19 protein-coding genes are annotated in these 21,110 nt (G+C 71.8%); 11 read left to right on the top strand and 8 right to left on the bottom strand.

Annotation, left to right across the window (positions count from 1 at the left end):
* Positions 1 to 138 precede the first annotated feature (138 nt).
* Together CHC09_RS20800 and CHC09_RS20795 are read left to right on the top strand one after the other, a co-directional pair.
* Complete coding sequence (locus CHC09_RS20800; RefSeq protein ID WP_089294812.1) at positions 139 to 1,548, top strand: amino acid permease; 1,410 nt, start codon at positions 139 to 141, stop codon at positions 1,546 to 1,548.
* Positions 1,545 to 2,408 (top strand): universal stress protein, encoded by an 864-nt coding sequence (locus CHC09_RS20795; RefSeq protein ID WP_089294811.1) that lies wholly within the window; start codon positions 1,545 to 1,547, stop codon positions 2,406 to 2,408. The genes CHC09_RS20800 and CHC09_RS20795 overlap by 4 nt, the downstream gene beginning before the upstream one ends.
* Positions 2,409 to 2,637: 229 nt before the next feature.
* On the opposite strand, the gene CHC09_RS20790 is transcribed toward CHC09_RS20795, so the two are convergent.
* Together CHC09_RS20790 and CHC09_RS20785 are read right to left on the bottom strand one after the other, a co-directional pair.
* The gene (locus CHC09_RS20790; RefSeq protein ID WP_089294810.1) at positions 2,638 to 3,549 is read right to left on the bottom strand and encodes a glycoside hydrolase family protein; all 912 of its coding nucleotides are present in this window, start codon (positions 3,547 to 3,549) and stop codon (positions 2,638 to 2,640) included.
* A gap of 50 nt (positions 3,550 to 3,599) precedes the next feature.
* Positions 3,600 to 4,553 carry a sulfotransferase family protein gene (locus CHC09_RS20785; protein WP_089294809.1) on the bottom strand — a complete coding sequence of 318 codons (954 nt, stop codon included), beginning with the start codon at positions 4,551 to 4,553 and terminating at the stop codon, positions 3,600 to 3,602.
* Positions 4,554 to 5,038: 485 nt separating this feature from the next.
* Here CHC09_RS20785 and CHC09_RS20780 point away from each other — a divergent pair, with 485 nt between their 5' ends.
* The 8 genes from CHC09_RS20780 to CHC09_RS20745 all read left to right on the top strand — a co-directional run bounded on the left by CHC09_RS20780 (position 5,039) and on the right by CHC09_RS20745 (position 13,882).
* Positions 5,039 to 5,692, top strand: a complete 654-nt coding sequence (locus CHC09_RS20780) for a hypothetical protein (RefSeq protein WP_089294808.1) — start codon at positions 5,039 to 5,041, stop codon at positions 5,690 to 5,692.
* Between the two features lie 142 nt (positions 5,693 to 5,834).
* Positions 5,835 to 6,530 carry a nucleoside/nucleotide kinase family protein gene (locus CHC09_RS20775; protein WP_089294807.1) on the top strand — a complete coding sequence of 232 codons (696 nt, stop codon included), beginning with the start codon at positions 5,835 to 5,837 and terminating at the stop codon, positions 6,528 to 6,530.
* Positions 6,531 to 6,551: 21 nt separating this feature from the next.
* Positions 6,552 to 7,736, top strand: coding sequence for a metallophosphoesterase (locus CHC09_RS20770; RefSeq protein ID WP_239138363.1), 1,185 nt, complete (start codon positions 6,552 to 6,554; stop codon positions 7,734 to 7,736).
* 143 nt (positions 7,737 to 7,879) lie between these two features.
* Positions 7,880 to 11,368: an ATP-binding cassette domain-containing protein gene (locus tag CHC09_RS20765; protein WP_089294805.1), complete on the top strand. Its 3,489-nt coding sequence runs from the start codon at positions 7,880 to 7,882 to the stop codon at positions 11,366 to 11,368.
* 220 nt (positions 11,369 to 11,588) lie between these two features.
* Positions 11,589 to 11,900, top strand: coding sequence for a hypothetical protein (locus CHC09_RS46400; protein WP_179277205.1), 312 nt, complete (start codon positions 11,589 to 11,591; stop codon positions 11,898 to 11,900).
* Positions 11,901 to 12,095: 195 nt separating this feature from the next.
* A complete protein-coding gene (locus tag CHC09_RS20755; RefSeq protein WP_089294803.1) occupies positions 12,096 to 12,443 on the top strand; it encodes a peptidoglycan-binding protein in 348 nt (115 codons plus the stop codon).
* 65 nt (positions 12,444 to 12,508) lie between these two features.
* Entirely contained in the window at positions 12,509 to 13,231 is a 723-nt protein-coding gene (locus tag CHC09_RS20750) for a TIGR03089 family protein (RefSeq protein ID WP_089294802.1), read from the top strand.
* 48 nt (positions 13,232 to 13,279) lie between these two features.
* Positions 13,280 to 13,882 carry a class I SAM-dependent methyltransferase gene (locus tag CHC09_RS20745; protein ID WP_089294801.1) on the top strand — a complete coding sequence of 201 codons (603 nt, stop codon included), beginning with the start codon at positions 13,280 to 13,282 and terminating at the stop codon, positions 13,880 to 13,882.
* A gap of 630 nt (positions 13,883 to 14,512) precedes the next feature.
* Here CHC09_RS20745 and CHC09_RS20740 read toward each other — a convergent pair.
* Genes CHC09_RS20740 through paaN form a run of 6 tightly spaced genes read right to left on the bottom strand, consistent with a single transcriptional unit; the run spans position 14,513 to position 20,187 of the window.
* Entirely contained in the window at positions 14,513 to 15,847 is a 1,335-nt protein-coding gene (locus CHC09_RS20740) for a 2Fe-2S iron-sulfur cluster-binding protein (protein ID WP_307833936.1), read from the bottom strand.
* 1 nt (position 15,848) lies between these two features.
* Positions 15,849 to 16,340, bottom strand: a complete 492-nt coding sequence (gene paaD, locus CHC09_RS20735; RefSeq protein WP_089294800.1) for a 1,2-phenylacetyl-CoA epoxidase subunit PaaD — start codon at positions 16,338 to 16,340, stop codon at positions 15,849 to 15,851.
* The gene (gene paaC / locus CHC09_RS20730) at positions 16,334 to 17,209 is read right to left on the bottom strand and encodes a 1,2-phenylacetyl-CoA epoxidase subunit PaaC (protein WP_089294799.1); all 876 of its coding nucleotides are present in this window, start codon (positions 17,207 to 17,209) and stop codon (positions 16,334 to 16,336) included. The genes paaD and paaC overlap by 7 nt, the downstream gene beginning before the upstream one ends.
* Positions 17,210 to 17,217: 8 nt before the next feature.
* Positions 17,218 to 17,514, bottom strand: coding sequence for a 1,2-phenylacetyl-CoA epoxidase subunit PaaB (gene paaB, locus CHC09_RS20725; RefSeq protein ID WP_179277204.1), 297 nt, complete (start codon positions 17,512 to 17,514; stop codon positions 17,218 to 17,220).
* Positions 17,511 to 18,449 (bottom strand): 1,2-phenylacetyl-CoA epoxidase subunit PaaA, encoded by a 939-nt coding sequence (gene paaA, locus CHC09_RS20720; protein ID WP_089294798.1) that lies wholly within the window; start codon positions 18,447 to 18,449, stop codon positions 17,511 to 17,513. The genes paaB and paaA overlap by 4 nt, the downstream gene beginning before the upstream one ends.
* Before the next feature lie 49 nt (positions 18,450 to 18,498).
* Entirely contained in the window at positions 18,499 to 20,187 is a 1,689-nt protein-coding gene (gene paaN / locus CHC09_RS20715; protein ID WP_089294797.1) for a phenylacetic acid degradation protein PaaN, read from the bottom strand.
* Positions 20,188 to 20,293: 106 nt separating this feature from the next.
* On the opposite strand from paaN, the gene CHC09_RS20710 reads away from it, so the two are divergent.
* Entirely contained in the window at positions 20,294 to 20,932 is a 639-nt protein-coding gene (locus CHC09_RS20710) for a TetR/AcrR family transcriptional regulator (RefSeq protein WP_089294796.1), read from the top strand.
* Positions 20,933 to 21,110: the final 178 nt, after the last annotated feature.

Here is a 21,110-nt window from a genome sequence, read left to right as displayed (position 1 = left end):
GGGTTTTCACCCACACAACGGGCCGGACGGCAACTCGGAGGACTGAAGTTTCCGCATGATGCTGATCTTTCCGCCGGGTGGTTTACGGAGAATGTGAACGCGGGAGGACGGTGATCTGAAGCGGCGAGGGGGACCAGGATGAACAGGGCGGGGCTGTTCGCGATCCGCGACGTCGGATCGCTGGTACACGAGACGTCCGAGCAGGGCACCGAGCTCAAGAAGACGGTCGGGGTGACGCAGCTGACCGCGATGGGGGTCGGCGCGATCATCGGGACCGGCATCTTCGTGGTGATCGGCAAGGGCTCGGGCATCGCCGGCCCGGCCGTCGTCCTGTCGTTCGTGCTGGCCGCGGTGGCCTGCGTCTTCTCCGCACTGTCGTACGCCGAACTGGCCTCCTCGATCCCGGTCTCCGGCAGCGCCTACACCTACGCCTACGCCACGCTGGGCGAGATCGTCGCCTGGGTGATCGGCTGGGACCTGATCCTGGAGTACGGCGTCTCGGTGGCCGGCATCGCGGTCGGCTGGGGCGGCAACCTCAACGCGTTCCTGGACGCGGCGTTCGGCGTCACCCTGCCCGACGCCATCGCCAAGTCACCCGAGGAGGGCGGCGTCTTCAACCTGCCGGCCGTCTTCATCGTGCTGGCCGTCACGCTCCTGCTGGTCCGGGGTGTGTCCGAGAGCGTCCGCGCCAACCTGGTGATGGTCGTGATCAAACTGACCGTGCTGGTCTTCTTCCTGGTGGTGGCGTTCGCGAACTTCAGCACCGGCAACTTCCACCCGTTCGCGCCGGCCGGGACGGACGGCGTGACCGAGGCCGCGGCGATCATCTTCTTCGCGTACATCGGGTTCGACGCGGTCTCCACCGGCAGCGAGGAGGCCCGGAACCCGGCGCGGGACCTGCCCTGGGCGATCATCGGCTCGCTCGCCATCTGCACCGCCTTCTACGTGCTCACCGCGGTCGGCGCGCTCGGCATCGCCAGCCCCGACCAGATGAAGGACAGCGACGCCCCGCTGGCCGCGGCCCTCGACCAGGGCGCCGGGATGAGCTGGGCGGCCGGAATCCTGGCCCTGGGCGCGGTCGTCGCGATCACCAGCGTGGCCCTGGTGATCCTGTACGGACAGACCCGGATCTTCTTCGCCATGTGCCGGGACGGCCTGCTGCCGCACCGGATGGCCCAGGTCCATCAGCGGTACGGCACACCGGCCCGGCTGACCGTCCTGCTCGGCGTGCTGATCGCGCTGCTGGCGGCGCTGGTCCCGCTCGGCACCATCGTGGAGCTGGTCAACATCGGCACGCTGTTCGCGTTCGTCCTGGTCAACATCGGGGTGATCGTGCTGCGCCGGACCAGGCCGGAGATGCCGCGGCCGTACCGGGTGCCCTGGTCGCCGCTGCTGCCGCTGCTCGGCGTGGCGTTCGCCGTCTACCTGATGTCGGATCTGCCGCTGGACACCTGGATCCGATTCGTCGTCTGGCTGGCGATCGGCCTGATCATCTACGGTCTCTACGGCTATCGGAACTCCCGGCTGCGCCGGCAGGAGGCGTCATGACCGCACCGGTGATCGTCGGCACCCACCACGGCGCCGGCACCGCGGACGCGCTCGCCCTGGGCCGCTGGCTGGCCGAGGCGCGGGAGGCCCCGCTGCTGGTCGCGGTGGTGCACCCGGCGCCGTCCGCGATCGGCTCCGGCCGGGTCGACGCCGAGTGGGTCGCGGACCGGTACCGGGCCGCCGAGCGGGTGCTCGCCGAGGCCCGCTCCACCCTGGGCGACCCGCCCGGTGTGGAGTACCGGATCATCGCGTCCAGCTCGGCCGCGCACGGCCTGCACGACCTCGCCGAGCAGACCGGCGCCGCGATGCTGGTGGTCGGCTCCCGCGCCACCGCGCCGGCCGCCCGGATCCTCGCCGGCAGCACCGCCGAGCGGCTGCTGGCGGGCTCGGTCTGCCCGGTCGCGGTGACCCCGGCCGGCGTCGGTGGGGCGCCCGGCTCGGCCGGCCGGATCGGGGTGGCCTACGTGGACACCCCGGACGGGCGGGCCGCGCTCGACGCGGCCGCCGTGCTGGCCCGCCAGACCAAGAGCGAGCTGCGGCTGGTCACCGTCGTGGCCGGGGGCGAGTCGGCACTGCCGTTCATGATCGGCGACGACGCGGAGCGGGCCTTCCTGGACACCGCCCGGGAGACGTACGAGCGGGCGTTGCGCCACGCCGCGGCCACCGTGCCGGACCTGCCGACGCGGTGGGAGGTGCGCTCCGGTGACGTGGTCGAGGAGCTGGCCGCGCTGGCCGAGGTGGACGTGCTGTTCTGCGGATCGCGTGGCTACGGGCCGGCCCGCCGGGTGCTGCTCGGCGGCGTGTCGACCCGCCTGCTGCGCAGCGCGGTCCGGCCCCTGGTCGTGGTGCCGCGCGCTTGAGCGGGCTCCGGCCCGGAACGAAAGAATGGCGGAACCGCGCCTTGTGGGCCGGTCCCGCCATCGACTGGTACCGCTGCTGTACGCGAGCACCCGACGTCATGGACGACGCTATGCCATCGGCCTCGAGTGCCCCCGCGAGCCCCCACCCAGAGTGATGGCCCTCTCAGTCATCAACCCGCTGAGCTGGCATTAACAATTTCAATCAATCTGCAAACATTACCGACTGCGATCAAACCTTCTCGGTACGCAGGTCGTGCGCCCCGTCCTCACGGGTCGCCTCGTAGTAGATCCGCCGGCCGCCGTCCGGCAGGTCGACCAGGCTCAGATAACGCAGCCCGTACGGCCTGTGCGGGCTGCCGACCGGCTCGCGCTCCTCCGCCGTGAGCACGCCGAACGTGCCGTCCGGCAGGCGGGTGCCGCGGGCCACCCCGGTGCGCTCCTCCCAGTTCTCCCCCGCCGTGGCCCGGCCGTCGTAGGCGACCGTGATCTCGTCGCCCACCACCTGGACCGACGAGACCCGCACCCCGCGGGCGTCCCACCGGCCGGGCCGGCCGGCGAGCGCGGTCCGCCGCCGGGTCCAGCGCACGCCGTCCGGGCTGGTCGCGTACTCGGTGGTCATCCGGTCGGCGTCGGCCCAGGACTCCAGCGGGTGCACGGAGGCCCACAGGTGCCAGCCGTGCTCGTCGTGGTGCACCACCGGGTCCTTCCACCCGGCCGACTCGTCGCCGGCGAGGACCGTCCGGCCCGGCGCGGTGGCCAGGCCCTCCGGGGTGTCCGCCTCGAGCAGGTCGACCCGCCAGTGCTTGGTGCCCGGGGTGGCGGCGCTGACGTAGAGCCGCCAGCGCCCGTCCGGCGTGCGCACCAGGGCCGGCCGCTCCAGCGACTCCGCCCCGAACTGGTCCTTGCCCACCTCGGCCACCACTGTGAAGTTCAGCCCGTCGGCGGACCGGGCGATCAGGTTGGCGACGCCCCGGCCCGCCCCGATCGGCAGCCGCACGCGGTAGGCGAGGTAGACGAGACCGTCCGCGACGATCGAGCTGGGCGCGCCGGACCAGGCGCCCGGCTCGGTGCCCGGCGGCTCCACCACCACCGTGGAGTCTTCCCAGCGCGGCAGGGGCAGGGCGGTGATTCCGATGGACAACGTCGTCTCCCTGGTATGCGGCTGCACAGACCAGTGAATTCTGCCATAACCTATTGGAATGGTGGGGTTTGCTGAGCCCGGGCGTGTCGGTCCACGCTGAGCCAGTCGTCGAACCGCTCGCCGGTGATGTCCTGCAGCAGCGCGATGTCCGTGGCGAAGTGCGGCAGCAGCTCGGCGCGTTCGGCCGGGGTGGTGACCGGGCGGGCGCCCTTCTTGCGGTGCAGCAGGGTGAGCAGCGGGCCACGGGCCGCCAGGCGCAGCGGCACCGGGAAGTGGTGACCGAAGTTCCCCCCGGCCCGCAGCAGGCCGCGGAGCACCCGGTTGAGCGCGTTGTCCTCGACGACGTGCCGGTTCACGTTCTCCTTCGGAATGGCCTTGAGCACGCCGGTGCGCACGCCGATGAAGGCGCAGACGCGGTCCAGCGTGGCGGCCGGCGCGTCCTTGAGCTCCTTGTAGCGCAGCAGCAGCACCTGCTCCCGGGGGAAATGCCGGTAGAGATGCTCCAGCTGGCGGCCGTACAGGCCGAGCCCGAGGTAGTGCCAGAACTGCGCCCAGCCGGCCTCGACGCGGGCCGGCTCGGCCCGGCAGGCGGCCAGGAAGTCGGCCTCCGGCTCCAGGCCGGCGTTCCACAGGTGGGTCCAGTTCGAGTGCGCGCGGTCCACCGGGTCCCGCAGCAGCAGGATGATCCGCGCCTCCGGAACCAGCGCCTTGATCCGATCATGGGCGGCCAGGTCGTGCAGGTAGAACGGGGTCGCCTCACCGAGCCGGGCACCGGCCGGCGCCGGCGCGAACAGCGCCTCGTAGTCGCCCCGGCGCCACACGTGCTCCTGATAGGTCTGCACGTCGCCGGGGCCGCCGTGGCGGGGTGGCGGGCCCTCGGAGAGGAAGAACTTGGGCTCCTTGACCGGCGACAGGAACAGCTCCGGATGGCCGGTCAGGGCCGCGTGCAGAGCTGTGGTGCCGGCTTTGGGAACACCGGCGATCAGGAAGTCGGGAAGTGCCATCTTTCCCCCTCGGAGGCCGCGACACACCAGAGTGCGGTAAGCCTACAGAATTAATAGGCTTTCGCAGCCCGAGAGGACCACAATTCGGGCGATCTTCAGCCCGGCCGACCTGACGACCATCGCCGCCACCAGCGGGAACGGCGGAATCGGGAACACCGGCCCGGGGCACAAGTCACACACTCGGTGCCCGCACGGTGGTGCTCGTGCGCCCCGAACGGATGTCCACACACGCAGGACGCACTGTCGGTCGTCATCCCCACCAGAATGCCAGCCCGCCCGCACGCCCGCGCCTTCGGCCCCCGAACAGCGCCGAGCCTAGCCATTTCACGTTACAGCGAGTAATCTGCGCTTGCTCCCGGGACGCCTGCCAGCGCAAATGTCGTCACGATTCAATGACAGAGCGTGACGGCTGAACTTTTTCGGCATGGTGCGCGTACCGGGAAACAACCGGCGAATCCGCTTCACCTTGGGAGCGTGCACCCACCATGTTTCGGCTCATCCAGCTGCACACCGAAGCCGGCGTGCCACACATCGGCGTCGACGCCGACGGCTACGTCAGCGCCCGCGCCGCCCTGGCCCGTTACCGCACCGCCCCCGCCACCTATTTCGCGGTCGGCCGGTTCGATCACGAGGGCACCCTGACCGAGGTGATCCTGGACCCGTCGTGCGGCCTGGACGGCGCCTGTCAGCGGCCCGCCTCCGTCATCCACGCCAAGACCTACCAACGGCTCTGCGAGGGCTGCTCGGCCGGCATGGACGTGCTCACCGTCCCGCAGCTGGCCCGCCGGCTCGGCATCGCCTGCCGCCTCGCCCCGCCGATCGCCCGGCAGCGGCAGAACACCCTCGGCGGCCTGCGCTCGCCGGCCGGCAACCGGATCGCCCGCGAGTTCGCCGACCACGTGCACGACCTGGCCTGGCGCCGTGAGCTCTGCGGTGAGCTCGGCCAGACCCCGACCGCGCTCAACGGGCTGCTGATCGGCGCGGGGGCCCTCAGCCACCGCCAGGTCCTCGACCTGTACCCGGCACTGTGCGCCCTGGGCGACGAACTGCCGGCCGGGATCCGCGCCGACCTGGCCCGGGCGACGGCCCGCCCGCTCTCCCCCGCCGGCGTGGCCGGCCTGCGCCTCGGCCTCGGCTGATCGAACCCCCAGGCCCACCCGCACCCTCCGCCTCGGCTACGGCCCCGGCCTGGCCGAACCCCCGAGCCGGTCTGGGCCGAACGGCCCGGCAGCACCGCGAGTCCCTGATCGGGCCCCCCGCCGGGGCGATACGGTCATCGTTATGACGAGCACGTTCCCGGAACTGGTCGCCCGGGCCCGGGCCCTCGTCGCCGGTGGGCGGCGTGCGGTGCTGGGCATCGCCGGGCCGCCCGGCGCGGGCAAGACGACCCTCGCCGAGTCACTGCTGGCCGAACTGGCGGCCGCCCCACCCGACGGACACACTCCTGGGACCTGGGTGGCGCACGTGCCGATGGACGGCTTCCACCTGGCCGACGTCGAACTGGACCGGCTCGGGTTGCGCGACTGCAAGGGCGCGCCGGACACCTTCGACGCCTGGGGGTACGCGGCGCTGCTGCGCCGCTTCCTCGCCGACGAGAACGAGACGGTGTACGCGCCGAACTTCGAGCGGATCCTCGAACAGCCGATCGCCGGGGCGATCAGCGTGCCCCGCACCACCCACCTGCTGCTCACCGAGGGCAACTACCTGCTGCTCCCGGACGGTCGATGGGCCGGGCTGAGCGGGCTGTTCAGCGAGGTCTGGTACGCCGACCTGGAGCCGGCGGAGCGGCGGCGGCGGCTGATCGCGCGGCACGTGCGGTTCGGCAAGGAGCCGGACGCCGCGGTGGCGTGGGCGACCGGCACCGACGAGCGGAACGCCGCGCTGATCGCCGCCACCCGGCCGATGGCCGATCTCGTGGTGCCCTCCGCCCTGCTGCGTTCGCTGGGCGCTGACCCCGGGGACGGGTTCTCGCCGTGACCCGGTGGCATGCTTGCGGGCATGTCTGTGGAAGAGGCGGCGGTCGCGGCGGAGCCGCGCCGGCGGCGGGGGCCCGGCTCCCGCTTCGGGTTGATCATGGTTGCGGTGCTCGCGTTGCTGTTCGGGGTGCCGTGGGCCACGCTGGTCTGGTCGGGCAACGCCTGGCCGACCCCGGTGTTCATCGGTGGCACTGTGCTGTTCGCGCTGGTCGCCGCCGGATTCCCGGTGCTGATGTTCCGTGGCCACGGGCGCCACGACGACGTCAGCGCCCGGATCGCCGACACGACGCTCGGCGTGATCTGGGTGCTCTTCGTCTGGTCCGTGCTCGGTCAGGCGCTCGGCCTGGTCCTCGCCCTAGCCGGGGTCGCTGATCCGGTCCGCTCGCGACTGGTCACCGCGGGGGTCCTGATCGTCTCGGCGGCCCTGCTCCTCTGGGGCTACACGGAAGCCATGCGCGTCTCCCGGGTCCGGAACGTGGACGTGACCATCCCCCGGCTCGGCCGCGGCCTGGACGGTCTGCGGGTCGTCCTGATCACCGACACGCACTACGGCCCGATCGACCGGTCCCGCTGGTCCCGCGGCGTCATCGAGGTGGTCAACTCGCTGCGGCCGGACATCGTGGCGCACACCGGCGACATCGCCGACGGTGAGGTCCCCCAGCGGCTCTCCCAGGCCGCCCCGCTCGGCGACGTGCGGGCCACCATGGCCCGGGTCTACGTCACCGGCAACCACGAGTACATGAGCGGCGCCCAGGGCTGGGTGGAGTACATGTCCTCGCTCGGCTGGGACGCCCTGCACAACCGCCACCTGGTCGTCTCCCGCGACGGCGACTCCCTGGTCGTGGCCGGGGTCGACGATCGCACCGCGGCCGGCTCCGGCCTCCCCGGCCACCACATGGACCATGAGGCCGCGCTCGCCGGCGCCGACCCCGACCTGCCGGTCCTGCTCCTGGCCCACCAGCCCCAGCAGATCACCGGGGCGGTCGCCCACGGCATCGACCTGCAGCTCTCCGGCCACACCCACGGCGGCCAGATGTGGCCCTTCCACTACCTGGTCCGCATCGACCAGCCGGTCCTGCAGGGACTCTCCCGCCACTCCGACCGGACCCAGCTCTACACCAGCCGGGGCACCGGCTTCTGGGGTCCCCCGTTCCGGATCTTCGCCCCCAGCGAGATCACCCTGCTGACCCTGCACGCGGGCGCCTGACACCCGCGCACCGATCCGGCCGCTACGAGTACCGGACGCGCACCGCTTGGACGATTCGCCGGGAATAAACCGGTTGAGACGGTCAAGCAGACCCGCGCAGGATGGGGTACCGCCTGCTTCCCCCATCGTCCAGAGGACTTCGTATGCGTCTGCTCCGCGACCTGTGGGTTACCTCCCGAAGTCGCTCGGCGCTCGCCGCCTTCCTGATCGTCCTGGGAGCGGCCGGATCGGCTGCGGCGCTGGCGCTGGCCGGGCCCGTACTGGTGAACCGGTCCGGGACACTCTTCATCGTGCTGGCCATAGCGCTCGGCGCGACCGTGATCAGCGACGTCTTCGTCGGCCTGGTCGCCGCCCGGCTCACCGCCGATTGGGCGGCCCGGGTCCGGCGTGGACTCAACCGGGTCGCCTTCGGCCAGGACATCCCGACCCTGGAGAACACCCCGGTCGGTGAGCTTCTCGACCGGATCGACTCCGACGTCTACCAGGTCGGCTCCGACCTGCGCGGCGGCGGGGTACGGATCGCCCAGTCGCTCGCGGTGGCCACGCTCTCCATCGTGACCGCGTTCTTCGTCTGGTGGCCCGCCGGCCTCGGCATGATCGTGGTGTCCGTCCTGATCTTCGTCACCATGAACAAGCCCATCCAGCGGATCTCCCCGGTGCGCATCGCCGAGGAGGAAGCCTGGTCCGACCTGGCCGCCGTGATGGAGGAGGCGATCCACGGCCAGGACGACGTCCGCACCAGCCTGGCCGCGCCGTACGTGCAGCGGCTCTTCGCCGACCGGGCCCGCGAGGTGCTGGCCCGCGGCCGCCGCGTCTGGCGCTCCTCGTCCAGGGTGACCATGTGGGCGGGGGCCATCACCCGCACGCTGATCGCCTCGCTCGTCGTGTTCGGCGCGTGGGCGCTGGTCACCGGGCACATCGACGGCGCCCGGCTGACCGCCGTCTGGCTCCTCGCGCTCGGCTTCGGCGGCACTCTGGAGCACGTCACCCGGATGGTCCCCGAGCTGCAGAACGCGCTCGGCGCCTGGAGTCGCGTGCAGCTGCTCAGCGCGGTCAAGCAGGAGCCGTCGGAGGGTGTGCCCCCGGTCGACGGCGACCTGGCGGTCCGCGACCTCACCTTCCGGTACGGCGAAGCGGACGGCGCACGGCCGCCGGCCCTGCGCGGGATCAGCCTCACCTTCGTGCGCGGCCGTTCGTACGCGCTGGTCGGACGGACCGGATCCGGCAAGTCCACGCTGGCCAAGGTGCTCACCCGGGCCGTCGACGTACCGCCGGGCACGGTCTTCCTCGGCGGCGTCGACATCAACGACATCGGTGTCGAGGGCCTGCGCCGGTGGACCGCGATCGTTCCGCAGCGCACCGAGATCCTGGCCGGCACCCTGGCCGAGAACATCGCGCTGTTCGACTCGGAGTTGCAGCCCCGGGCCGGCGCGGCCCTCGAAGAGCTGGGGCTCTCCGCCTGGGTCGCCGGCCTGCCGGACGGCATCGACACCAAGCTCGGCGAGGGTGGCTACAAACTCTCCGCCGGGCAGGAGCAGCTGGTCGCGTTCGCCCGGATCCTGGTCCGGGACCCGCAGGTGGTGATCCTGGACGAGGCGACCGCCCGGATGGACCCGGTCACCGAGTCCTGGGTGCAGCGGGCCACCGACCGGTTGCTGCGCGGCCGGATCGGTGTCATCGTGGCGCACCGGCTCTCCTCGGTGCAGCGCTGCGACGAGGTCGTGGTACTGGCCGACGGCGAGGTGCTCGAGGCCGGTCCGTTGCGCGAGTCCCGCCGGTTCGCCGAGCTGATGGCGAGCAGCAACCTGGCCGTCCCGGCACAGGCGGCGCAGCCGGGCCCCGGCGGGGTGCTGGTCGAGGAGCACGACTGGGACACCGCCGTACGGCTGGAGCTCGGCCCGGACGCGCTCGGCAATCCGCTGCCCACCGTGGAGCCGCCGCCGCTGCCCACCCCGCCGCCGACCCGGACGATGCGGGAGATCGCCCGGCTGGCCACCAACGACGCCCGGTACGGCCTCGGCGCGGTCGGCCTCTTCGTGCTGCTGGTCCTCTTCGGCCTGGACGGGGCGGTGCTGCCGCTGCTCTGGGCGGACGTGGTCGACGGCGTCGGCGATCCGATGCTGCCGGCCTTCGCGATCGCGGTGGCCCTGCTCGCGTTGGTCCCGACGCTGTACTACACCGGCGCGTGGTTCCCGGAGTGGTGGGTCCGGCAGATGCTGCGGATCAGCCTGCGCCTGGTGAACGGACAGATCGGCCCGCGCCGGGTCAGCAAGCACACTCCCGCCGAGGTCGTCGCCCAGGGCGGTGACACCGAACGGGTGGTGATGCTCGCCGACAACCTGATCGACAACGGGGTCGCCGTGATCACCGTGATCGTGATGACCGCGACCGCGCAGTCACTGGTGCCGGCCACGTTCTTCGTCGGCACCATGCTGGTGTCCGGGCTGGCCGCGACCCTGTTCGGGCCGCGGCTGGAGCAGGCCGCCCGGCGGACCGTGGCAGCCCGCGCGGCGTTCGCGACCGCGCTGGTCTCGTCCCTGTCGGCGGCGCGCACGGTGAAGCTGGCCGGCGCGACCGAACCGGTGCTGGGCCACCTGGCCCGGCTCGACGCGAAACGCAACGAGCTGCAGTGGCGGGAGATCGCGATCCAGGTGTGGGCGCGGTCCACGCCCGCGATCGCGAGCGGCCTGCTGCCGATCGCGGTCTGGGCGCTGTACCTGTCCGGCCGGCTCAGCGCGGCGGCGACCCTGATCGCGGTGGCGACGCTCGGGTCGGCCCGGTGGTTCGCGTGGACGACCGCGTCGCTGGTGTCGCACTTCCCCTCGGCGAAGGTCTGGACGAGACGGACGGTCGCGATGACCGGCTCCGGGGAGTACTCGTCCGACGTGCCCGGCGTGGACATCTCGGCGGGCACCGCACCGGCTCCCGCGGCGCCGGCCCGCAACCCCCTGCGCACGCTGGAGCTGCGCGGTTTCAGCGCGGTCCACGAGAACGGCGCCCAGGGGGTACGCGACATCGACCTGACCGTGGAACGCGGCCAGCTGGTGCTGGTGGTCGGCCCGGTCGGGTCGGGCAAGTCGTCGCTGCTGCGCGCGCTGGCCGGGATCGTGCACCACACCGGCGACCTGTGCTGGAACGGCGAGCCGGTCCACGATCCGGAGCTGTTCCTGCGGCCGAACCAGGTGGGCTACGTGGCCCAGCTGCCCAGAGTGCTCTCCGGGACGGTGGCCGACAACATCCGCCTCGGGCACGAGGTGGATGCGGCCGACGCGGTCTCGGTCGCCCAGCTGGACCACGACCTGTCCGCGGCCGGCGGCGGCCTGCAACTGCTGATCGGCCACAAGGGCACCCGGCTCTCCGGCGGTCAGCTGCAGCGGCTGGCCCTGGCCCGGGCGCTCGCCCCGCGCACCGAGCTGCTGATCGCCGACGACGTGTCGTCCGCCCTGGACGTGAACACGGAGCTGGATCTCTGGCAGGCATTGCGCACGCACGGGGTGACGGTGGTCGGGTCGACGTCGAAGCGGGCCGCATTGGCCCGGGCCGACCGGGTCGTGGTGCTGATCGGCGGCAAGGCCGAGGACCAGGGCACCTGGCCGGAGCTGGAGAGCCGCTGGGGGCACCTGGCCGGCTGACGTAACCGCGTGCCCCGCAATGTTGCGGGGCACGCGGTTGCGGTCCCCCGTACGGGTTCGGTGTGCCGGATGGGCCGTCGCTCCAATGTCCTCTACGGTCTTTCCGGTGAAATCGGGTCATATTGCCTGTTGTATTCCCCTTGCAGTGCTATCGGTCGGCCTGGTGGCCGGGTGTTCGGACCCCGCCCCCGTGTGGGTGGAGGGGCGGGCGCTACCGCCGGTGTCCACGGCCACAATGGCGGCGCCACTCTCCCCACCCACTTCGGTGCCACCCTCCTCGACGCCGGCCTCGTCCGCTCCGGATTCGGTCGCGCCGGTCGCACTCGGCAACGCCGATCTGTTCGTGGCGGCGGTACGGAGAGATCTACCGGATCTGGCAGTCGACCGGCGGGATGAGGAGATCGCCGATCTCGGCAACAAGGCCTGTGCCCTGGTACGCGGTGATCGGCAGGACGACCTCGCGGAGTACGGCGTCTCCACGGACCAGGAACTGCGACTGACCAAGATCGCCCAAGCCGGCCTCTGCCCGTAGCCGTCGACCGGGGCGCCCGTTCCCACCCACCACCTCCGCGCCTTCCGGAACCTCGCCCCTGTTCCGGAAGGCGCGCAGTCGTGGCCCGGTCGGCCGAAAGGCATAGGAATACCCCGCCGGCCGGGACTCTCGGCAGATGTCACGCCCGCCAAAAGCCCCGATGCTGGAGTGACACAGCGAATCGGGGAGGTGACGATGACCGCACGAGGTGTGCTCGCCGTGGTCGGCACCGCGGTCGGTGGCGTGATCGGCTGGGCGGAGACCCCGCCGAGCGCCGATCCGGCGAGCCTGCGGGCCCTTTTCACCGACTTCGGCATCGAGGTCGGCACGGACAGCGCGGAGCTTGCGGCGGCGGTGCGGGCGTTCCAGACCCGGGTCGGCGTGGCGGCCGACGGCGAGGCCGGTCCGGAGACGGTCCACCTTCTTGCCCGGTACGCCGCCGAGGCCCGCGAGCTGTCCCGCTTTCACCAGGCCGGCTGGGGAAAGCTTGAAGAAGGCCCTGATCCTGGGGGCGAGTCGAACGACAGTGGACCGCCCCGGTAGCTCGGAACGACCGATACCGGTCAGGACAACAGTTACCCTCGGGCGACCGGGTAGGTTGAGCAGCGGTGAGCGACATCAAGCAACGGCGCGCGGGTGAGTTGATCACTTACTACGACGACGCCACCGGAGAGCGGGTCGGGCTGACCGCGACTGAGCTGGGTCGGTGGAGCGGGGCGACCGCGTCCCTGCTGACCGAGGAGTGCGGGCTCGGGCCGGGAAGCAGGGCTGGGGTGCTGCTGCCGCCCCACTGGCAGACGGCGGCGGTGCTGCTCGGGGCGTGGTCGGCCGGGCTCGAGGTGTCCTTCCGCGGGTGGAGCACGGCCGGCCTGGACAGCGGTGGGCCGGACCTGGACGTGACGTTCGTGGAGCTGCGGCGGGTGGACAGCTGGCTGGACGAGGTGCCTCTGGCGAAGCACCAGTTCGTACTGGGCCTGGCACCGTACGGGGAGCCGGTTCACGAAGCACCGGAGGACTACCGCGATTTCCCCTCCGCGGCGCGGGCCCACCTCGGCGCCGAACCGCCGCGGGACCGGGTCGGGGTCTCCGGCGCGGCGACGACGGACGGAACGACCTTCGGTGAGTACGGCCTGGCCGCCGGGGTCATCGCGGAGTCGCGCGGGATCCTCCAGGGCGATCGGGTGCTGATCGATGCCGCCGGCTCCGAACAGCCGCTGATCTGGCTGCTCGCGCCGCTCACCGCAGGAGCGTCGATCGTGCTCTGCGCGAACCTGGACCGTTCCCGGCTGGACGAACGGATCGCCATCGAAGGCGTGACGCTGCTGTTTTGACGCCGATCTCTCTTCTACTGTGGAGCCCGCGAACGGTAGCGTTCGACCATGGAGGTTTTCGATCAGCTCGCCGAGAAATACCAGGGCGAGCACAGCCATAATCCGTACCAGGCGGCGCTGATCGAACGGATCAGCAAGCTGCTCCCGGCCGGCACCTCGGTGCTCGACCTGGGTTGCGGCACCGGTGTCCCCACCGCCAGGGCCCTGACCGACTCCGATCACCGCGTGGTGGGTGTGGACATCGCCGAGGGGATGCTCCGCCTGGCCCGCGATCAGGTGCCCGCGGCCGAGTTCGTGCACGCCGACTTCGCCAAGCTGCCCGACGACTTCGGGAAGTTCGAGGCGGTCACCGCGTTCTTCTCGCTGCTCATGCTCAGCCGAGCCGACATCGAGCGCACGTTGGACAAGATCGCCGGCTGGCTCAAGCCGGGCGGCTACTTCGGCCTCGGCATGGTCAACTTCGACGCGGACAGCATTCCCATCGAGTTCATGGGGGTGCCGGTGACCGTCTCCGGCTACCTGGAGCCGGACCTCAAGGCGGTCCTCGAGGCACACGGCTTCACGGTGGTCGACATCGAGACCGTCTTCTTCACGCCGACCGACGGTCCACAGGAGAGTCAGATCTTCGCACTGGCCAGGATCCCGGAGTAATCCACGGGGCCGGAGCGCCTGACGGCGCTTCGGCCCCTCCAGACCCGAAACCGGGACACCAGGTAGTCCCCACCCGTCCTGAACCGGGGCCGGGGCCGGGGCGCCTGATGGCGCTTCGGCCCCTCCAGACCCGAAACCGGGACACCAGGCAGTGCCCACCCTTCCCGAACCGGGGCCGGGGCGCTGGTGGCGCTTCGGCCCCTCCAGACCCGAAACCGGGACACCAGGTAGTCCCCACCCGTCCCGAACCGGGGCCGGGGCGCTGATGGCGCTTCGGCCCCTCCAGACCCGAAACCGGGACACCAGGTAGTCCCCACCCGTCCCGAACCGGGGCCGGGGCGCTGATGGCGCTTCGGCCCCTCCAGACCCGAAACCGGGACACCAGGTAGTCCCCACCCGTCCCGAACCGGGGCCGGGGCGCTGATGGCGCTTCGGCCCCTCCAGACCCGAAACCGGGACACCAGGTAGTCCCCACCCGTCCCGAACCGGGGCCGGGGCCGGGGCGCCTGATGGCGCTTCGGCCCCTCCAGACCCGAAACCGGGACACCAGGCAGTGCCCACCCTTCCCGAACCGGGGCCGGGGCGCTGGTGGCGCTGGTGGCGCTTCGGCCCTGCTGGCCCGGCGGTGGGTCACTGGTCGAAGTCGACCACCACCTTCGGTGACGCGGCCGTGCTCTGGCAGGTCAGCACGAACCCGGCGGCCAGCTCGGCCTCCTCCAGGGCGAAGTTGCGCCGCATGGTCACCTCACCCTCGACGACCCGCGCCCGGCAGGTACCGCAGACGCCGCCCTTGCAGGCGAACGGTAGGTCCGGCCGGGACCGCTGCGCCCCGTCGAGCACGGTGACACCGTCCTCGACGGTGACCGTGGTGGCCCGGCCGTCCAGGTGGACGGTGACCTCGCTGCTCGGACCGCGGAGTTCGGATTCGGAGCGGACCGGCTCGGGCGGCGCCTCGTCCACCCAGAACAGCTCCCGATGGACCCGCTCCGGCGCGACCCCCGCCTCGCCGAGGACCCCGGTCGCGTCGGTCACCATGCCGAACGGCCCGCACAGCCACCAGTGGTCCACCGCCGGGACGTCGACGAGCAGCGGCAACAGCGTCCGCAGCCGGGCCGCGTCGAGCCGGCCGGAGAAGAGGTCGGCCTCGCGTGGCTCACGGGACAGCACGTGCACCAGGTCCAGCCGGGCGGGATAGCGATCCTTCAGGTCGGCCAACTCCTCGGCGAACATCACGGTGTCCGTGCGCCGGTTGCCGTAGAAGATCGTCACCTCGGCCGTCGACTGCCGCAGCAGGGACGCCGCGATGGACAGCACCGGCGTGATCCCGGAGCCGGCCGCGATCAGCACGTGGCGGCCGCCGGCCGCCAGGTCCGGGGTGAAGGTCCCGGATGGAGGCGCGACCTCCACCTCGTCGCCCGGCCGCAGGTCACGGACGATCCAGGTGGAAACCGCCCCACCGGGAACCTCCCGCACCCCGATCCGAGGCGCGCTCCCCTCCGGGGCACAGATCGAATAGCTGCGCCGTTCGTCCGCGACAGCGGCCCGACCGGCCACGTCCGGATCGGCGCGCCCGTCCGACACCGCAACCGACCCGCCGGACCCGTCCGATGCCGCGACCAACCCGCCGGGCTCCTCCGACACCGCAACCGACCCGCCGGGCCCGTCCGACACCGCAACCGACCCGCCGGGCCCGTCCGACACCGCGACCAACCCGCCGGGCCCGTCCGACGCCGCAACGAACCCGCCGGGCCCCTCCGGTGCCGCGACCGGCCCGCCGGGCCCGTCCGGTGCCGGGGCCGACGCGCCGCGGCCGGCGAGCGGGCGCCGCACCGTGAGCGACTGCCCCGGGCGGAACGTGAACCGCTCGGCCAGCTCCGGCCGCACGGCGAAGGTCACCGCGACCGCGTCCGCGCACAGCCGGTCGATCGCGGCGACCCGCAGAGTGTGGAACCCACCGATCGCCACCTCAGATCTCCTTCATGTGTTCGAACGGCTCCCGGCAGTCCAGGCATCGACGCAGCTCACGGCAGGCGGTCGCACCGAAGGCGGCGATCGCCTCGGTCTGCGCCGAACCGCAGCGCGGGCACCGCAGGGTGCTCGGCCGGGGTGTCAGCGTGAGCGGGATCGGACCGGCGCCCCGGCGCGGGGCCGCGCCGGGCGGCGCGATCCCGGCCTCGGCCAGCTTGCGGCGGCCGCTCTCGCTGATCCAGTCGGTGGTCCACGCCGGCGCCAGCACCGTACGCACCTCGACCGGCCCGAATCCGGCTGTCCGCAACGCCGCGGAGATGTCCGCGCGGATGCTCTCCATCGCCGGGCAGCCCGAGTACGTCGGTGTGATCGTCACGGTCACACCGTCACCGTCCTGCCGCACCTCCCGCACGATCCCCAGCTCGGCGAGGGTGACCATCGGCAGCTCCGGATCGGTCACCGTCCGGACCACCTGCTCGGCGGTCACCACGAGCCTCCCGGAACGGCCCGGGCCAGCTGCTGCAGCTCGGCGAGGATCTCGGTCAGCGCCTCGGTGTGCTCCCCACCGCGACCGGTGCCGGCGGCCACGGCCCGCACCGGGCCGGCCTCGATGGTCGCCGCCGCCAGCACCTGGGTGAGGACGGCGTCGAACTCGGGGCGGAGGGCGGCCGGGTCGACGGCGACACCGGCCGCGGTCAGGCGCAGCTCGACCTCATGGGGCTGGAACAGCTCCTCGACCAGCGGCAGCACGGCGGTGACCGCCGCCGCCATGCGCTCGTGCGAGAGCGCGGTGCCGTCACCGAGCCGGACCACCCACTGCGCGGCGTAGTCCCGGTGGTACGTGAGCTCCTTGACCCCCTTGGCGGCGATCGCGGCCAGCATCTGATCACTCGAGCCGGCCAGCCGGTCGAAGAGCGCCAGCCGCCAGGTGGCGAAGACCAGCAGGCGCGCCATCAGGTGGGCGAAGTCGGCGTCGGCGCGCTCGGCGAGCCGGACGTTGCGGAACTCCCCCGGGTCACGTCCGTAGGCCAGGGCGTCCTCGTCGCGGCCCGCGCCCTCCGCCTCACCGGCCCGGGTGAGCAGCAGCCGGGCCTGCCCGAGCAGGTCCAGCCCGATGTTCGCCAGGGCCAGCTCGTCCTCCAGTTCGGGCGCGCGGGTCACCCACTGTTGCAAGCGGTGCGACATGACCAGTGCGTCGTCGCCGAGCATCAGGCAGTACGCCGTCAGGTCGGCCCGGTCCACCCCGTCCGGGAGCCCGGAGGGCACCCCGGCCAGGGGGTCGGTGAAGCCGGTGCCGTACGCCCAGCGGGCGTCGTCATCGTGGTCGGTGAGCGCACCGTACGCGTCGTCGAAGGCCATTTCTCACCTCAGATGTGCGGTACGGACTCAGGGATCGCGTAGTACGTCGGATGCCGGTACACCTTGTCGGCGCTGGGCTCGAAGTACGCCGCCTTGTCGTCGGGGTCGCTGGCGACCACGTCGTCGGACCGCACCACCCAGATGCTGACGCCCTCGTTGCGCCGGGTGTAGAGATCCCGTGCGTGTTGCAGCGCCATCCCGTGGTCGGCGGCCCGCAACGAGCCGACGTGCACGTGGTTGAGGCCCCGCTTGGCCCGCACGAACACCTCGAAGAGCGGCCACTCGTGCCGGATTCCGTCGCTCATCGCCCGCTCCCGTTCCCCGCGCTCCGCTGTTTCTCCGCATACGCCGCGGCTGCCTCGCGCACCCACGCCCCGTCGCTGTCGGCCTGCCGCCGCCGGGCGATCCGCTGCCTGTTGAGCGGCCCGTCACCGGTGATCACCCGCTGCAACTCGGACCAGTCCGGAGTGCCGAAGTCGTAGTGCTCACGCTCGGCGTTCCAGCGCAGCTCCGGGTCGGGCAGGGTCACGCCGAGCGCCTCGGCCTGCGGCACGCTCATGTCGACGAAGCGCTGCCGCAGCTCGTCGTTGCTGTGCCGCTTGATCTTCCAGGCCATCGAGCGGGCCGAGTTCGGCGAGTCGGCGTCCGGTGGGCCGAACATCATCAGCGACGGCCACCACCAGCGGTCGACCGCGTCCTGCACCATGTCCCGCTGCTCGGGGGTGCCGCCCATCATCGTCATCAGCAGCTCGTATCCCTGCCGCTGGTGGAACGACTCCTCCTTGCAGATCCGGATCATGGCCCGTGCGTACGGCCCGAAGGAGCTGCGGCAGAGCGGGACCTGGTTGCAGATCGCGGCGCCGTCGACCAGCCAGCCGATCACCCCGACGTCGGCGAAGCTCAGCGTCGGATAGTTGAAGATCGACGAGTACTTCTGCCGGCCCTCGATGAGCCGCTGGGTCAGGTCGCCCCGGTCGGCGCCGAGCGTCTCGGCCGCCGAGTAGAGGTAGAGCCCATGCCCGGCCTCGTCCTGCACCTTGGCCAGCAGGATCGCCTTGCGCCGCAGGCTCGGGGCACGCGTGATCCACTCGCCCTCCGGCTGCATGCCGATGATCTCCGAGTGGGCGTGCTGGGCGATCTGACGGATCAGCGTCTGCCGGTATCCGTCCGGCATCCAGTCACGCGGCTCGACCCGCTGATCGCGCGCGATGGTGTCCGCGAAGATCTCCTCGCCAGTCATCGCACCCCTCCTCTCCCTGCGGTTGTCCCGGGCCCTCGTGCCGCGCGGCTCATGACGCGGGCGCGGGTGGCACGTGATGCCGGGACTGGAGCGTGAAGAACCGTCCGCTGACGAAGTAGTCGTCGGTCAGCGACGCGGTCGCCGCGGGGTTCGCCCCGGTGCCGTGCAGGTCGCTGAAGGCGGCCGTCTGGTTCACGAACACCCCGCCGGTGAGGTTCTCCGACAGGTGCACGCCCGCGTCCAGTGCCGCTTCCCGCGCCGCGTCCAGCACCTCCGGCGAGCTCGAGTGCACCAGCGCGCTCAGCGCCCCGTGCGCCCGCACCGTCTCGGTGAACACCCGCAGGCTGTGCTCGGTCGAGTCGGTCGTGATCAGGAACGAGACCGGCCCGAACCACTCACGGGTGTACGTCTTGTCGTCGGCGGCGTCGAGCCGGACCACGACCGGGGTGCGGATGGTCGCGCCGGGGAACTGCTCGTCGGCCACCTCCGCGGACCGGAGCACCACGCCGGGCGAGCCGGCCGCCTCGGTGAGCCGGGCCAGCACGCCGTCGTTGACGATCGCGCCGAGCGTGCCGGCCGCCCGCTTCGGGTCGCCGAGCAGCTTGTCCACCGCGGCGGCCAGGTCGGCGCCGAACTCCTCCGGCGTGCGACGGCCGTCGCCGGTGTCGATGCCGTCACGCGGGATCAGCAGGTTCTGCGGGGTGGTGCACATCTGGCCGCTGTAGAGCGAGAGGGAGAAGGCCAGGTTGCGCAGGAGGCCACGGTAGTCGCTGGTGGAGTCGAGGATGACAGTGTTGAGGCCGGCCTTCTCCGTGTAGACGACGGCCTGCCGCGCGTTGGCCTCCAGCCAGTCACCGAACTCGCTGGAGCCGGTGAAGTCGACGATCCGCACGTCGGGGTGGGTCGCCAGGGTGGCCGCGATGCCGTCGCCGGGCTGCTCGACGGCGAGGGTGACGATGTCGGGGTTGAGCCCCGCCTCGGCCAGCACCTCGCGGCAGATCTGCACGGTGATGGCGAGCGGCAGCACCGCGCCGGGATGCGGCTTGACGATCACCGGGTTGCCGGTGACCAGGCTGGCGAACAGACCGGGATAGCTGTTCCAGGTGGGGAACGTGGTGCAGCCGATCACCAGGGCGACACCCCGGCCGACGACCGTGCCGGTCTTCGCCATGCTCAGCGGGTCGCTGCCGCGCTGCGGCTTGGACCACGACGACCGTGCCGGCATGCGGGTGGTGGCGGCCAGCGCGTACGCGATCGCCTCGAGCGCACGGTCCTGGGCGTGCGCGCCACCGGCCTGGAACGCCATCACGAACGCCTGGCCGGAGGTGTGCTGCACGGCGTGCGCCATCTCGAAGATGCGCGCGTTGATCCGGCTGAGGATCTCGGCGGCGATCCCGGCACGGCCCTCGGGACCGACGGCGCGCCAGGACGGGATCGTGGTGCGGGCGGCGGCGACCAGGGCGAGCGGGTCGGCCCGAGGGTAGCTGAGGCCGAGCTCGAGACCGTAGGGCGACTGCTCGGTCGACACCGTGCCGACGGCACCGGGCACGTCGATCGGGAACGTCTTGCCGAGCAGGGCGGTGAAGGCCCGCTCGCCGGCGGGCGCGGCGTCCTCGCCGTAGACGGACTTGCTGGGCGACTCCGGGAACGCCGACCAGTAGTCGCGGGCAGCGGCCGCCGTGATCGCGCGCTCGAGCAGCTCGCGGTGAGATGCGTACAGGTCAGCGGGTGTGGTCATTCCCTCGCTCCGTTGCGTTCGGCTACCCGTCATGTTTACCAACCCTTCGGTCGGTTAATCAAGCCCCCGGCTCTCCCGTGTCGGGAGATCTGACATATTGCGTCCCATGGACACCGCGCGACCCGTTCCGCGCCGTCGTGGCCGGCCCGGCCACGACGTGGACGCGGTGCTGGCCGCCGCCGTCCGCCTGTTCAACACCCACGGCTACGACGCGACCAGCATGTTCGACGTGGCCGAGGCGCTCGGCATCACCAAATCCACCCTGTACCACCATGTCAGCGGTAAGGAGCAACTGCTGGCGATGGCGGTGGACCGGGCGGTCGACGGCCTCTTCGAGGCCGCCGCGCGGGTGCGTGACGCGGAGACGACCGCGACCGTACGCCTGAAGGAACTGGTCCGGAGCAGTGTCCTGGTCCTCGCCCAGCGCCTGGAGTTCGTCACCCTCCTGCTGCGCGTCCGCGGGAACACCGAGGTGGAGCAGCACGCCCTGGCCCGCCGCCGGGAGTTCGACGCCCTCGTCACCGAGTTGGCCAGACAGGCGCAGGCGGAAGGCGGCATCCGCGCGGACGTCGACCCGGCGACCGCGGCCCGGCTGCTTTTCGGCATGGTCAACTCGCTGGTCGAGTGGTACCGGCCGGAGCGCGGACGGCCGGAGGCGCTCGCCGACACGGTGGTCCAGCTGGCTTTCGACGGACTTCGGACAATAGACACAACAACTGACCGAGGCGATCAACCGGAACAATGAGTTAACGTTGCCCCAGCAGGGCGGAAAACCACCGCGAAGCGTCCAGTGCACGCGGGCCGGGATTCGCCTGGAGACCGGGTGTCATCGCCGCCAACGACGTCGGCGATGACACTCCCGCGAGCGCCCCGCCCGAGCAGGCCACCGCCCTGTCGCAGAGCGAAAAGGTCGGGATCCGTAT

Source organism: Actinoplanes regularis (assembly GCF_900188005.1).
GTDB classification, from domain to species: domain Bacteria; phylum Actinomycetota; class Actinomycetes; order Mycobacteriales; family Micromonosporaceae; genus Actinoplanes; species Actinoplanes regularis.
The sequence above is the reverse complement of the archived record's forward strand: the minus strand, read 5'-3'. Positions and strand labels throughout refer to the sequence as shown.